This window comes from Candidatus Pelagibacter communis, from assembly GCF_001180205.1.
GTDB lineage: Bacteria > Pseudomonadota > Alphaproteobacteria > Pelagibacterales > Pelagibacteraceae > Pelagibacter > Pelagibacter ubique_O.
In genome coordinates this window covers 1-15,304 of the sequence record NZ_CVSU01000008.1, presented here as the reverse complement: position 1 = coordinate 15,304, position 15,304 = coordinate 1, and the positions used below count along the sequence as shown (strand labels likewise).

Sequence of the window (15,304 nt, the reverse complement as noted above, 5' to 3'; positions counted from 1 at the left end):
GATGGATAAAAAAATAATTAAAAAAGAATATGACTCAAAAGTAAAATTATTAATAAAATATGATAAATTCTATTATGAAAATAGTGATCCTAAAGTTTCAGATAAAGAATATGATGATTTAAAAAAAGAAATATTAAAATTAGAAAAAAAATATCCCGATTTAAAATCCGACTACTCTCCTTCTAAAAAAGTAGGACATAAACCATCAAAAAATTTCAAAAAAGACTTTCATAGAGTACCAATGCTTTCATTAGCAAATGCTTTTACAGAAAATGATTTAATTAATTTTGAAAAAAAAATTAATAATTATTTATCTAAGTCTGATAGCTATAAAATTTTTTATTCAGCCGAACCCAAGATTGATGGAATTTCTGCTTCATTAACTTATAAAAATGGAAAACTCGAAAAGGGCTTGTCTAGGGGTGATGGTAAGGAAGGTGAAGATATAACCAATAATCTTAAAACAATTAGTGATATCCCTCATAATATTAACTCAAAAGATTTTCCAGAGGAAATTGATATAAGAGGAGAGGTTTTTATTAAAAATAGTGAATTTAAAAACCTGAAGGAAAAATTTGCAAATCCTAGAAATGCTGCATCAGGGTCTTTAAGGCAAAAAAATCCTGAAGATACCAAAAAAATACCTCTAAATTTTATAGCTTACACTTATGGTTTTGAAAAAGGATTAAATATTAAAAATCAATCAGATTTTCTTGAAAAACTTAATGAATGGGGTTTTAAAACAAATTCTTTAAATAAGTTAATATCTGGAGTTAAAAATTTAATTTTAAATTACAATGAGATAGAAAAACAGAGAGCAAATCTAGATTTCGATATTGACGGAATTGTATATAAAATAAATGATTTTGATATTCAGAAAAGATTAGGAAATATTGCCAATGCACCTAGATGGGCTATTGCACATAAATTTTCTTCTAGTAAGGGAATTTCAGAAATTTTAGATATAGACATTCAGGTTGGTAGAACTGGAGCTTTAACACCGGTAGCAAAAATAAAACCGATTAATATTGGTGGTGTTATAGTTTCAAACGCAACATTGCATAATGAAGATGAAATAAACCGAAAGGATATTAGAATAGGTGATACAGCAGTCATAGAGAGAGCTGGTGATGTAATACCTCATATACTTTCAGTAGATAAACAAAAAAGACCGAAAAATTCAAAAAAATTTATTTTTCCAAAAAATTGTCCATCATGTGGATCAGAAACAATTAAAGAATTTAATAAAGTAACAAAAAAAGTTGATGCTGTAAGGAGATGTTCCAGTGAAGGTTATTATTGTGATAAAATATCAATTGAAAAATTAAAACATTTTGTTTCAAAAGATGCATTTAATATAGATGGCTTTGGAAAAAAAATAGTTGAAAATTTTTGGAAATTAAAATTAATTAAATATCCTCAAGATATTTTTAATTTAGATTTTTCAAAAATTGAAAATTTAGAGGGCTGGGGTAAACTTTCTGTTCAAAATTTAAAGTATTCAATTGACCAAAAAAAAAATATTTCTTTAGAAAGATTTATATATTCTCTAGGTATAAGACATATAGGTTTAGAAAATGCAAAATTGTTGTCTAAACATTTTGTATCATTTTCAAAATTTAAAAATTTATCTAAACAAATTGATTATGATGATATGTTAAATATTGATGGAATTGGTGAAACACAAGTTAGTTCAATAAAGAGTTTTTTTTCAAATAAGGCTAACAAAAACGTTATAAATAAATTAGAAAATGTTTTGTTAATCAAAGATGCTGTTCAAAATTCAGATGATGGTTTGTTAAATAATAAGACTTTTTTGGTTACTGGTAAATTAAATGGAATTAGTAGAGCAGAAGTTAAATCTCTAATTGAAGAAAATTCTGGAAAAACAATTAGCAGTGTATCAAAAAAACTAAATTTCTTAATTATTGGCGAAAAACCAACTAAAAAAAAGTAGATTATGCCAAACAGTTAAAAATAAAAGTAATTGACCAAGCTGAATTTTTGAAAATGCTAAATAAAAGTACTTAGCCAACTTTTCTCATTTGGATTTAAATATTTTGATATTCTTGAATAAACTTCTAAATGATATTTAAACAGGTAGTTTTTCTCATCAATTGTTAATAAATCAAAATTAATTAAATCTTTCTCTATAGGTGCCATTGTTAAATTTTGAAATGACAATTTTTTTTTTATTTTTTTAACATAAACTAAATTTTCAATCCTAATTCCATATTCATTAGTTTTATAATACCCAGGTTCATTACTTAAAATCATACCTTCTCTTATTTTTACTGTATTTATTTTTGTAATAGATTGAGGTCCTTCATGAACATTAAGAAAAAAACCAACACCGTGTCCTGTACCATGCGCATAATCTAAGTTACTTTGATTTAAAAATTTTCTCGCTCTTTTGTCAATTTTTTTACCTGTGTCATCTTTATTAATATTAGTCGTAGCAACAGCAATATGACCTTTCAATACTTTTGTGAAAATATTTTTGATACTATGTTTATGTTTGGAAAAACATATTGTTCTTGTTACATCAGTTGTCCCATATTTATATTGCCCACCTGAGTCACATAGGAAAATATCATTTCTATTAATAGTTCTGCATTTTTCTTTCTTTGCGCGGTAATGAACTATAGCACCATTTTTTCCTGAGCCTGCTATTGTATCAAAACTAGGATAGAGAAAGTTTTTATTTAATCTTCTAAAATTTTCTAATTTCTTGGCTGCTTCTACTTCTGTAATTTTTTTTTTATTAATTTTTTTTATCCAAAATAAAAATTTAGTTAATGCTACTCCATCTAGTATATGAGCATTAATCATATTCTTAATCTCCGTTTTATTTTTGATTGCTTTTAAAAGATAAATTGGATCTTCTCTTTTTATGATCTTAAATTTAGATTTAATTAATTTTTCATAAAATATTGAACAAGATTTATCATCTATAATAAAGTTTTTTCCCTTAAGATGTAGTATTTTAATTGGTAAAGTATTTACATCTAAAAATTCATCTTTCTTAATAATTTTATTTTTTAATAATTGCTTACACTTTTTAAGATTACTAATGAGTAGTATTTTTTTTGATTTACTTACTATCAATCTTGAATTGGGAATAGGACTGTTGGGGCCATCTCCACCTCGTATATTTAAAGTCCAAGCAACATTTTCTGGTGCACTAATAAAAATATAATCAGATTTATTTTTTTTTAAGTATTTTGTTATTTTATTTAATTTTGAATTAACACTTTCACCGACAATATTTTTATCTAAAGAAAAAAATGGGATAGAATTATGTTCTTTCTGATTTTTAATTTCATCAATTAGATTTTTTTCAATATATTTGATTTTATTATGTTTTAAAAAATAATTTTTAATTTGAGCATTTGTAAATAATTTTGGATCTATTCCAAGTGTAAGATTTTTAAATAAACTACAATCTATTAATTTTTCAAATCCATAAATTTTAAAATTTTTGCCACTCTCAATTTTACTTTGGATTGTATATCTTCCATCAGTAAATAAATAATTTTTATTTTTAAGAATTATGGCCAAACCAGCAGATCCACTAAAGTTTGAGATAACCTCTAATCGATTTAAGTTTGAATATTCTGTAAAATAGTCGTCATTTTTTGGAATTACATAGCCATCAATTTCATATTTATTAAATTTACTTCTTAATTTTCTTATGAAATTTTTCATTTAATTCTCTTTTGATATCTTATCCAACCAGGACTTCTTGTACCTTCTTCAATTTCAAAATCTTGATTAAAATCAAAATCATTATCATTATCACCATCATTATTAATTTCTTCATCAAAAAAAGAATTTTTTTCTAAATGTTTTTCTGGAAGTTCGTCAACAAATCTTGAAGCCATACTATCAATCCAATCTCCTTGATAAAATCTATTCATAGAAAAGGAAATGATAGCTTTTTTCTTTGCTCTTGTAATTCCCACATATGCTAACCGCCTTTCTTCCTCTAGCCCATTTTGACCTTTTTCTTCGAGAGATTTTTGGTGTGGAAACATCCCTTCCTCCCATCCAGGTAAAAATACAACATCAAACTCTAAACCTTTTGCGGCGTGCATTGTCATCATGTTAATTTTTTCACCATCCCATTCTTGATCTACAGACGTTGCTAAAGAAACGTGTTCTAAAAAACTTTCTAGATTATCAAATTCCTTCATTGCACTTAATAGCTCTTTAATGTTTTCTAATCTATTTTCATTATCCAAGTCTTTTTTATTTTTAAGCATTGCTGAATATCCTGATTCATCCAAAACAATTTGTAATAATTTAATGTGACTTGATTTTTTTACAATTAAATCGTTTCTCCACTTAATCAAAGAATTGACAAATGCACTAAGACCAATTTTAACTTTCGGTTTAATTAAATTTTGTTCAAGCATTTTTATTGATGCTCTTTCTAAATTTAAATTATTTTCCTTAGCAAATTCATGAATATTTTTTAAAGTACTATCACCTATCGATCGCTTAGGGTTGTTTACTATTCTTTCAAAAGCCAAGTCATCTTTTTCCTGATGAATTAATCTTAAATATGCTACACAATCTTTAATTTCAGCTCTTTCGTAAAATTTTGTACCACCCAATATTCTATAAGGCATACCAATTTTAAGAAATCTTTCCTCAAATTCACGTGTTTGAAAAATGGCTCTAACTAAAATTGCAATATTGTTATACGAAAACTTTTTTTTTATTTTTTTTTCAATTTCGTCAGCAATTCCGATTGCTTCATCTTTACCATTTTTAAAACAGTTTAATTGCACTGGATCACCTTCTTCCATTGTAGTAATCAATATTTTTCCAACTCTATTTTGATTATTAGAAATAAGGTCTGAAGCAACTGATAAAATATTCTGTGAGGATCTGTAATTTTGTTCTAATCTTATTACTTTTGTATTCTCATATACTTGGTCAAACTCTAAAAAATTTTTAATTTCTGCACCTCTCCAGCTATAAATTGATTGATCATCGTCTCCAACACAGCAAATATTTTTATTTTTTTCTGAAAGTAGATTAAGCCATTTACTTTGAATAAAATTTGTATCTTGATATTCATCAACAAGAATGTATTTAAAATTTTTTGAGTATATTTCTCTAATATCTTTGTTAAATTCTAAAATTTTTACAGCATGCAAAATAAGATCTCCAAAATCACAAGAGTTAAGGTCTGTTAATTTTTTTTGATAAGTTTTATAAAGTGGGAGAATTGTTTTTTCATAGAGATCTTTTTTATTTATTATTACTTCATTAGGATAAAATCCTTTATTTTTCCAACGGTCAATTATTGCCAATATAAATCTTGGTGACAATTGTTTGATATCAACATTTTCAGCTTTACAAATGTTTTTTATTAGCCTTATCTGATCATCTGTATCAATAATAGTAAAATTAGAATTCAGATTTGCAGCAGACGCATGTTTTCTTAATAATTTTGCACAGATTGAGTGAAATGTGCCAAGCCAAGAAAGTCCAACCGCAGTAGAACCAAGTATTTTACTTACTCTGTTTTGCATTTCTCTCGCAGCCTTATTAGTAAATGTGACTGCCAAGATTTGATTTGGAAATGCCTTTTTTTCTTTAATAATATTAGCAATTCTAGAGGTTAAAACTTTTGTTTTTCCAGATCCAGCTCCAGCCACAATTAAAAGAGGACCATCTAGATGAAGAACAGCTTCTTTTTGAGCATCATTTAAATTTTTTAAATAATCTTGGTTTATCATTTAAAATAATACTTTATAAGCTTTCTTGGTTGTTATGAGCAAAACAAATTTTTTTATCAAATATTTAAAAAACATTAATTTTTTTATTAATAATCTTTTAGAGAAAAATTTAAACAAGTTAAATTTTAAAAATCTTAGTTTTTTATTTAAAAATAATAAAATAATTTTAACTTTTGTCGCACTTTTTGTTGTTTTTATATCTTATTTGTTATTACCCACTTTTTATAATCAAAATGATATCTCAAAAAAGCTAAAAAATGAGCTACAAAGTAAGTTGGACTTAAATTTCAAATTTTCTGATAAAATAAAATATAATTTTTTTCCAAAGCCTCACTTTACAATTATTGATACAAGTATTATCGATGATCAAAAAGAAATTTCAAAAATTAGTAAATTAAAAATCTTTATTAGGTTTAATAATCTTTTCTCAATAAAAAATATTGAAGCACAAGACATAATTTTAGAAAATGCTAATTTCAATATTAATTCAGAAAACTATGATTTTTTTATGAGGCCTTTAGATAAAAATTTTAAAAATGGAAATTTGACAATAAAGAATAGTAATATTTTTTTTAAAAACTTTAATAATGAAGTATTATTTATAAATAAAGTTCTGAAAATTAAATATTATTATGACAATAAAGAATTAAAAAATATTTTTTATTCTGAAAATGAAATATTTAATATCCCTTTTTCACTAGAATCTTTTTTTAGTGAAGATAAGAGTAATCTTTTTTCTCAAATAAATCTTAGTTTAATGAAACTAAAAATTGAAAATGAATTAAGTTTTGAAGACGAAAAAAAAATAGGAAAATCTGAGTTTATTATCAATAAATTAAAAAGAAATGCAGAATACCAAATTAATAAAAATTCTATCAACTTTCGTATTTTCGATAAATTAGATCAACCAGATAAAATCTATACAGGAAATTTTAATTTTAAACCTTTTTATGGAAATTTAGAAGGTAATTTGAATGAAATAAATTTAAATACAATATTCGGTACTAATGCTGTAATTGCACAACTTTTAAAAACTGAAATATTTAATAATAAAAATATTGATTTTAAAATAAATATTCATGCAGACAATGTTTACAAAAATACTAATTTTAAAAATATTTATTTTAGTTCAAATTTTAAAGAAGGTTTAATTGATACAGATAATACAAAATTTGAATGGAGAGATTTTGCAGATTTTGAATTATTGGAAAGTTTAATTTTTGTTAAAAACGGAGAATTGATTTTAGACGGAAAAATTAAGATATATATTAATGACTACAACAAAATATATAAATTTCTTCTAACACCGAAAAATTATAGAAATAAAATTAAAGAAGTTGATTTTAATTTTACATATAATTTTGATCAAAAAATTGCTGAATTAAAAGACATTAAGATTGACAATAAAATTATTCAGGGTGTAAATAAAATTTTAAACAATATTGTTTTCAAGAAGGAAGATTTACAAAATAAAATTTACTTTAAAAATCTATTGAACAAAGCGATAAAGAATTACGCAGGATAGATCATTTTTTTTGGATCAACTATCCTATTGTAATCTTTTTCACTTATTAAATCTGTTTTTAAAGTCTCATGCTTTAAAGTAGTATTATTTTTAAGAGCTTTTTTTGCAATTTTTGCAGCATTATCATATCCAATATGTGGAGCTAGTGCAGTAACAAGCATCAACGAATTATCTAAATGTTCCTGTATTTTTTTCTTATTAGCTTTTATTCCTTTAATACAATAAGTAGCAAAATTCCTGGTACTATCAGCGATCAAGTCAATTGATTGTAAAATGTTGTGAGCAATTAAAGGCTTAAAAACGTTTAATTCAAAATGTCCGTGGGATCCTGCCATAGTTATCCCATTGTGGTTCCCAATAACTTTAACACAAACCATTGTTACAGCTTCGCATTGCGTTGGGTTAACTTTTCCTGGCATTATAGATGAACCTGGTTCATTTTCGGGTAGAATTAATTCTCCATAACCTGCTCTTGGACCAGAGCCTAAGAAACGAATATCATTTGATATTTTCATTAAAGCAACTGCACACGTATTTAAAGCACCAGAAAAATTTACAATTGCATCATGAGCGGCAAGTTCAGCAAATTTATTTGGTGCTGGTTTAAATTTAATTTTTGTAAATTTAGCAATTTCTTTGACAATTTTTTTATCAAAGTTTTTCTTTGAATTAATTCCAGTACCAACAGCCGTACCTCCTTGAGCTAGAAATAATATTTCTTTCAAAGCATATTCTATTCTTTCAATACTTTTTTTAACTTGAAAATGATATCCTGAAAATTCCTGTCCAAGAGATAATGGAGTAGCATCTTGTAAATGTGTTCTTCCAATTTTTACTATATTTTTAAATTCATTTGATTTTCTTTTTAATTCTTTTTCTAAAACTTTTAAATTTGGTAGCATTTTAGAAATAGCCTCTTTAGCAATAGAGATATGCATTGCAGTTGGAAAAACATCATTTGTAGATTGAGATTTGTTTACATGATCATTTGGATGGACTGGCTTTTTTGCTCCCTTCCTGCCTCCTAAAATTTCTATTGCTCTGTTAGCAATAACTTCATTTACATTCATGTTTGTTTGTGTTCCTGAACCTGTTTGCCAAACTTTTAAAGGAAAGTTTTCATCTAATTTACCTTTAATCACTTCATCTGATGCTTTGATTATTGCTTTAGAAATTCTGTTATCAATTAACTTATCTTTTGCATGAACTATTGAAGCTGATCTTTTTATAATTGCAATTGATTTAATGATTGAAATATTAACTAAAATTTTACCTATATTAAAAAATTTGTTGGATCTTTGAGTGGATGCTCCCCAATATTTATCATTTGGGACATTTATACCTCCAATACTGTCAAATTCTTTTCTTAATTTCATTGATTAATTTTTAGTAACAAATAATTATTAACATACAATAATTTTTTAAAAACATACAGGAGCATTATGTCGAATTTTATCAAAGTTGGTACTTTTATGAAAACATTTGGTCAGGAAGTAAAAATTAAACCATCTTTTAGCACTGATAAAATAAATAAATTAAGGTTAGATCTCATCAAAGAGGAATTAGAGGAGCTCACAGAGGCTATGAATAATAAGGATTTACTTGAAGTAGCTGATGCGCTTACTGACATATTGTATGTAACTTATGGAGCCGGACATGCTTTTGGAATTGATCTTGATAAATGTTTTGAAGAAGTTCAAAATTCAAATATGAGCAAATTAGATGAGAATGGAAAACCGATTTACAATGAATCTGGAAAAGTCATGAAAGGTCCAAATTATTTTAAGCCAGATTTATCAAAATTTTTAAAATAAATAAAAAATTCAAAAAATTAAATTATAATTTTAATTTTTCTTACTGCCTCACAGTATTTTGAGAATCTTACTCTGTAAGCACTTAAAAAGTCTGTTTCAAATGAATTATTTTTATCAATATCTTCAATTTTCATTTCGATAATATTTTCATTTTCAAAATTATTCAAAATTAATTGATGGTATCTGTTTATTTTATAATATTGAATATTTTTATCTACAGTAACCCTTATACCCGAAGAAGATTTATAATAATTTCTTTGATATGTTATCGCACATACAGGATATCTTTTTTGATTTAAAAAATTCTTACAAACCGTAATCGAATTCTTTAAAGTGTCAAAAATTTTAATTGACTTTTTTTCTCGATGAAAATCTAATGTTTTTTTTAATTCTATTGAACCTTTAATTTTTTTATCATCATTTAGATTTTCGTAGAATGAATTATAATATCTTAATCGAATTTTTTTTCTTGGGACTGTTCCTTCCTCACTATCTATAAAATCTTTGTAATCAATGGTATCAAAATAAATAGAAAAAACTCTTCTTTGAGGATAGACTGAAAATAATTTAGTTTCATTTTTAAATTTTATAAGATTTGAATTATCTAATTTAAACTTTATTTCATTTCTTTGCATTTAATATTACCTTAGAGTACAGATCTTTATTTATAATACATTCAAATACTTTTTTATTTAAGGAAAGTGTACCTCCATCAAATTCCTGTTTTTTTTTGTAAATTGAAATACAATTTTCATCACTTGTTTTGTCTGAAGAAAAATTGTTAAGATGAATTTCTGAGCTATCTTTTATAGCTATATCTAAATTATTTTGAAAACCTTTAAAGTTATTTACTTTTAATATGGATTTTTCACCAACACTTAAAGCTTTATCTTTACAATCTGATGCTGTTATTTCTTCTATAAAATAGTTACCATAAGAAAAATCCAAACAATCGTTTTTTGAATTACTTAAGACTGCTTTATTTATTTTAATATCTGAAAAATCAAAATCAACTAAATCAAATTGTGAGTTTTTTAAATTTAGCTTGTTGATGGAACCCTTTGATCTAACTATATTTAGAGCATCTTCGCAATGAGAGTGATCAGATTCAATTGAAATATTTTTTAAATTTGTATCAATTATTGTAAGGCATCCAGTTAATAAATTTTCATCATAGTTACTATCGTAAATTTTTTCTTTAGTTTTTTTTAAATAATTTACCTTAATTTTAGAATTCTCAAGTTTTGAATTAAATATGACAACTTTTGAGTATATTCCATTTAAGTTAAATTGCAGATCTCGATTTAAGTTATTAAACTTAATATACAAAGTTTCATTTTCTGACACTTCATATAAATTTTTACTTATATTATTAAGATTTGTTATAATTTTTTTATTATCTAAATTTTCTTTGAAAATTATTCTTGGATAATTTTTTTTATTTTTTTCATCTAAGAAAATATAATCACCAGCAATTGTGTCTCTAATTACTTTGTTCTCATTTTCAATTTTAATACAATCTCCTTGTACTAAACAAATCTCGGTATTTTTAAAAGTTTCATCAGTCTTAATTGATGCTCGTTTATCTGAGTTAGCATTTTTTGATTTATTTAGCTTAAAATTATTATTATTTAATATTTTTTTTAGTGAAAATTGATATTTAGGATTGCTTAAATAATACTTTGCAACACAAGAAAAATTATTTTTTATTTTTTTGCCTGTTCTTAAAAAATATAAATCCTCTAATTTGTTTAAACGGTCCTTGTTAAAATTATCTGAAGTAAATTTTTTACAAAATGTTTCAAAGTCTACCTTTTTTATGTCTCCATCGTAATACAATGGAATATAAAAATTGTAAGTTGGATCAAAAATTCTTTTTAAATTATTTTTTCTTAAGGCGTGATATGCTAGTTTTGAATTTAACGCAAAAAATTCACTTTGATTTTTTGTATTTTGATCATTTGAATTTAAAACAGCATTAATACCAATTTTATAAGAGATATAATTTTTTAAAAAAGATTTGTTATCTACTTTCCAGGTCCAAATATTATTTTTTTCAAAATCAATTTTTTTTAAATAATTTTCTATACATTTATCTCTTTCTTGACTTGATATAAGTTCGAATAGGTTAGAACAGCTGTTAAACGCTTCGTATTTGCTATCCCAAAAATATCTTTCATCTGTTTCTAGTATTGCAGTTTCTCTAATGCTAAATCTTTCTAAAAATTCTTTTGATGCCGCTTCTTCAAACAACATTTTTTCTGCAGGAAGACCATTCATACTTACATTGACAATTTTTTTGTATAATACTGGGTAACCAAGTACTTCATGTAGAATAGTCCAGAAAATTTCAGCTTCAAAATCTCTAGTTTTATTTAATAAAAGTCTAAATTTTACTATATTGCCAATATTTCCTTCTCTTAAATTAATTCTTAAGGATGAAATTTTTTTTTGTGCATCAATGTGATCTTGCCAGTCTCCACTAATCCGTGTACTTGCTGGTAAGATTGATAACTCTTCATTTTTGTTTTTATAATATACTTTTGATCTAAATTTTTTTTTATATTTTGATGGTATCGGGCTTATTGGATTTTTAATTATTTGATTTATGTAATCACTATATTCTTTTAAATATTTCCATGAAATATGTACATTAATATCATTTGGTACGTTTGGTTCAAAAAGTTTAGTATAAGAACTTGCAGTACTTGAAGAATTTACAAAAATAAATATTAAAATTATTTTAACATAAAATTTAAGCATTAGTTAAGTTAATGTTTTTTATAACCTCAGATTTTTCAATATCTCTTTTAGCATTTAATGCGTCATCCATTTCTTCATATACAAGAGTCAAAAATGATTCTTTAGTTTCATTATTAGTTTCAATTTTCATTAAATTATTTTTAAAATTATATTTTTTGATGAATTCAAAAGAATCTGTGTCATGAATTACTATATCCAAAATTATACTATTAGATTTTTCAAATGATGTTTTACTTAAATTAAAGAATTTAAAATTAAATATTTTCTTTATAAAAAATTCATAAATAAATGGAATTAAAGTTAGTAATATAAAAATACTTATAGATAATTTAAAATTAACCCCAGAAATTATTCCCAAACAAATAAAAGAAAAAAATAATGCTAGTTCATACTGACTTTTGACTGGTGTTCTGTATCTTACAATAGATAGCGCCCCAATCATACCTAGTGAGAGATATAAATTAGTTGCTATAACTGTAGTTACAGCTAGAACCAGAGGTGCAAGCATTAATGAAGTAAATATAAATGCTTTATTTAACAAGTATCTATATGTGTAACTATGAGCAGTGGTGATTATTAAGCACATTATGCTCAAAACTACAGCCTTAATTACAACCTCATTTATCACCAATCCATATAAAGAAATTATAGTGTTCATATAATTATAAGTTATGCATTTTTATGTTTTGAGTTAAAGATATTTTATTTTCTCTTGGCTTCAAGCTTTAAATCAATGGCATTTGCACTATGGGTTAGACTGCCTATTGATATTCTATCTACACCTGTTGCAGATACTGATTTGATTTTTCTTAAAGTAATATTTCCTGATGCTTCTGTCTCATAAAACTTTCTTGCAATTTTAACTCCTTTTTTAAGATTTTTTAAACTCATGTTGTCAAACAACACAGTATTAAATTTAAGGCCAATAATACTTTTTAGTTGATTAAGATTGTCTACCTCGACTGTAATTTTTCTTCCATTTTTATTTTTAATAGCATTATTAACTAAAGTTTTTATATCTGAACTTGCAATGTGATTATCTTTTATTAAATACTCATCACTTAAATTAAATCTATGATTGGTTCCACCTCCTAATTTTACTGCATATTTTTGAATAACTCTCAAATTTGGAATTGTTTTTCTAGTACAACATATTTTTGTTTTTTTTTTTGATCTTCTAACAAATTCATTTGTTCTAGTTGCTATACCAGATATGTGAGATAAAAAATTTAAAGCAACTCTTTCAGCAATTAATATACTTTTTGCCCTACCTTTAATAATAGCAATTATTGATCCTTTTCTTACACTGCTACCATCTTTTTTTTTAATTATAAATTTTGTTTTGTTATCAATGAGATTAAAACTTTCTTTAGCAAATAAAAGACCACCGATAATTGCCTTTTCGTTTGATATTAAATTTAAAGTTATATTTTTATTACTTTTGATTAAGTTTGAAGTTATATCTCCGTCTGGATATAAATCTTCATTAAGTGCAAGTTTGACAGTATTACGAATAAATTCTTTGCTTAATTCTATTTTTGACACTTATTTATCTGCCAATGGCTGCCATTCTCTCTACAGATATTCTGGCTTTCTCAATTGTTTCGTTATCCATAATTATTTCACCAGTTTCATTTTCAAGACAATCTAGTATTTTTGGAAGCGTAATCTTTTTCATATGAGGACACATATTACATGGCTTAACAAAGTCTACATTTGGATTTTCTATTTGAATATTATCACTCATTGAACACTCAGTAACCATCATCACTTTCTTAGGCTGGTTATCTTTTACGTATTTAATCATTCCAGATGTAGATCCTGCAAAATCACTTGCCTCAATAACATCTGGAGGACATTCTGGGTGTGCAATAATTTTAATTCCTGGATTGTTCTTTCTAATGTCATCTATTTCTTTTTTATTAAATTGATCATGAACAATGCAAATTCCTTTCCAAGAAATAATTTCAACATCTGTTTGAGAAGCAACATATTTAGCCAAATAATCATCAGGCAAAAATATCACTCGTTTTACACCAAGTGATTTGACTATTTTAACGGCATTTGCAGATGTACAGCAAACATCTGTTTCTGCTTTTACTTCCGCTGAAGTATTCACATAGGATACAACTGGAACGCCAGGGTATTTTTCTTTTAATAACCTTACATCTTTACCAGTAATTGATGATGATAAAGAACAACCAGCATCCATGTCTGGAAGAATAACTTTTTTATTAGGACTCATTAATTTTGCGGTCTCTGCCATAAAATGAACTCCAGCCATTAAGATTATATCAGCAGAAGTTTTTGAGGCTTCAATTGCTAATGCTAAAGAGTCTGCAGAAAAATCTGCTACACCATGATAAATTTCTGGTGTTTGATAATTGTGGGCTAGAATTACAGCATTTTTTTCTTTTTTTAATTTATTAATTTTATGAATATATGGAGCATGCACTGACCATTCAATTTCAGGCATAACCTTAGAAATTTTTTGATAAATAGGATCTGTTGCTTTACGCACTTCTTGTGTAAATTCCATAACGATTTTTACCAATTTGAATCATGATTGTCATTCATTTATTATGGGACATATCGCGGTCGTGCTGAAATTGGTAGACAGGCACGGTTGAGGGCCGTGTGGACCTAGTCCATGAGAGTTCGAGTCTCTCCGACCGCACCAAAGTTAATTTTATAAAGGATTTTTGATGGACAAATTACTTTCAGTAATATTTATGGTCGGGGTTTTGCTTTTAGTTCTTCCAAGTTTTTTACAATCAAATTCTCAATTAAAGCAATTTCTTAAAAATCTTAGTATTTGGATTATTGTAATTTTTATAATTTTAATGATCGTCTATTTGTTTAAATAAGAAAATTAGTTTTTTATCCAATCAGGTTTATTGATTTTTATTGAAGCTTCTTTTGTTTTAAAATTTGCTTTTTCATCAAAGTTTTCGTTCAAGTATTTAATTAAAGCAAAAGGGTAGTCGCTATCGATCAAAACCTTGCCTATTTCAATTTCATTATTATAAATACTTTCGCCTTCGTATAGTTTTCCATTAATTAAATTAATTGGAAACAATCTTTTTGAAAGCTTGTTCTTTAATTTAATCCGCGCTGTATTTTCTTGGCCAACATAACAGCCCTTTTTGAAATCAATTCCATTTAATTCTTCAAAATTACATTCAATACCAAACAATTTGTCTTTTAATTTATTTAAATCTTTTGGAACTATCCCCAATTTATGACTCAATGAATAGTATTCTTTAACATTAGCATCATGAAGATCTAGTTTTTTTAAAGATAAATAAAGTTTTTCTAAATTAATAATTAATCTCGCACCTAAATCCTTATTTCTTGGATCTAAAAAAATTGGATCTTCTCTATATTTAATTGTGTATCCATATTGATCTTTTGCAGCATCAAAAGTTAAAAATTTTTCATGAGAAAAT

11 protein-coding genes, 1 tRNA gene and 1 pseudogene are annotated in these 15,304 nt (G+C 25.5%); 4 read left to right on the top strand and 9 right to left on the bottom strand.

The annotated features are described in order from the left end of the window. Position 1 precedes the first annotated feature (1 nt). A pseudogene (gene ligA / locus AMO08_RS00150) lies at positions 2 to 2,031 on the top strand (NAD-dependent DNA ligase LigA). On the opposite strand, the gene AMO08_RS00145 reads toward ligA, so the two are convergent. Then, entirely contained in the window at positions 2,014 to 3,708 is a 1,695-nt protein-coding gene (locus AMO08_RS00145; protein ID WP_075484208.1) for an aminopeptidase P family protein, read from the bottom strand. The pseudogene ligA and the gene AMO08_RS00145 overlap by 18 nt on opposite strands. Then, entirely contained in the window at positions 3,705 to 5,753 is a 2,049-nt protein-coding gene (locus tag AMO08_RS00140; protein WP_075484207.1) for an ATP-dependent helicase, read from the bottom strand. The genes AMO08_RS00145 and AMO08_RS00140 overlap by 4 nt, the downstream gene beginning before the upstream one ends. A gap of 34 nt (positions 5,754 to 5,787) precedes the next feature. On the opposite strand from AMO08_RS00140, the gene AMO08_RS00135 reads away from it, so the two are divergent. Further along, positions 5,788 to 7,278, top strand: coding sequence for an AsmA family protein (locus AMO08_RS00135; RefSeq protein WP_075484206.1), 1,491 nt, complete (start codon positions 5,788 to 5,790; stop codon positions 7,276 to 7,278). On the opposite strand, the gene fumC is transcribed toward AMO08_RS00135, so the two are convergent. Continuing rightward, positions 7,266 to 8,654 (bottom strand): class II fumarate hydratase, encoded by a 1,389-nt coding sequence (gene fumC / locus AMO08_RS00130; protein ID WP_075484205.1) that lies wholly within the window; start codon positions 8,652 to 8,654, stop codon positions 7,266 to 7,268. The two genes, AMO08_RS00135 and fumC, sit on opposite strands and share 13 nt — an antisense overlap. Before the next feature lie 66 nt (positions 8,655 to 8,720). Here fumC and AMO08_RS00125 point away from each other — a divergent pair, with 66 nt between their 5' ends. Continuing rightward, complete coding sequence (locus tag AMO08_RS00125) at positions 8,721 to 9,092, top strand: pyrophosphohydrolase domain-containing protein (protein ID WP_075484204.1); 372 nt, start codon at positions 8,721 to 8,723, stop codon at positions 9,090 to 9,092. A gap of 17 nt (positions 9,093 to 9,109) precedes the next feature. On the opposite strand, the gene AMO08_RS00120 is transcribed toward AMO08_RS00125, so the two are convergent. Genes AMO08_RS00120 through nadA form a run of 5 tightly spaced genes read right to left on the bottom strand, consistent with a single transcriptional unit; the run spans position 9,110 to position 14,394 of the window. After that, positions 9,110 to 9,727 (bottom strand): VTC domain-containing protein, encoded by a 618-nt coding sequence (locus AMO08_RS00120; RefSeq protein WP_075484203.1) that lies wholly within the window; start codon positions 9,725 to 9,727, stop codon positions 9,110 to 9,112. Further along, positions 9,714 to 11,855, bottom strand: a complete 2,142-nt coding sequence (locus tag AMO08_RS00115; RefSeq protein ID WP_075484202.1) for a hypothetical protein — start codon at positions 11,853 to 11,855, stop codon at positions 9,714 to 9,716. Before AMO08_RS00115 ends, AMO08_RS00120 begins: the two co-directional genes overlap by 14 nt. Continuing rightward, on the bottom strand, positions 11,848 to 12,513 hold the full coding sequence (locus AMO08_RS00110; protein WP_075484201.1) for a DUF4956 domain-containing protein: 666 nt from the start codon (positions 12,511 to 12,513) through the stop codon (positions 11,848 to 11,850). The genes AMO08_RS00115 and AMO08_RS00110 overlap by 8 nt, the downstream gene beginning before the upstream one ends. Positions 12,514 to 12,557: 44 nt before the next feature. After that, entirely contained in the window at positions 12,558 to 13,400 is an 843-nt protein-coding gene (nadC, locus tag AMO08_RS00105; RefSeq protein ID WP_075484200.1) for a carboxylating nicotinate-nucleotide diphosphorylase, read from the bottom strand. Between the two features lie 4 nt (positions 13,401 to 13,404). Continuing rightward, positions 13,405 to 14,394, bottom strand: coding sequence for a quinolinate synthase NadA (gene nadA / locus AMO08_RS00100; protein ID WP_075484199.1), 990 nt, complete (start codon positions 14,392 to 14,394; stop codon positions 13,405 to 13,407). 55 nt (positions 14,395 to 14,449) lie between these two features. Here nadA and AMO08_RS00095 point away from each other — a divergent pair. Beyond that, positions 14,450 to 14,535: transfer RNA gene (locus AMO08_RS00095), tRNA-Leu, on the top strand. 192 nt (positions 14,536 to 14,727) lie between these two features. Here AMO08_RS00095 and AMO08_RS00090 read toward each other — a convergent pair. Continuing rightward, positions 14,728 to 15,304: CAF17-like 4Fe-4S cluster assembly/insertion protein YgfZ (locus AMO08_RS00090; RefSeq protein WP_179850717.1), on the bottom strand; the 577-nt coding region annotated here is incomplete at its 5' end.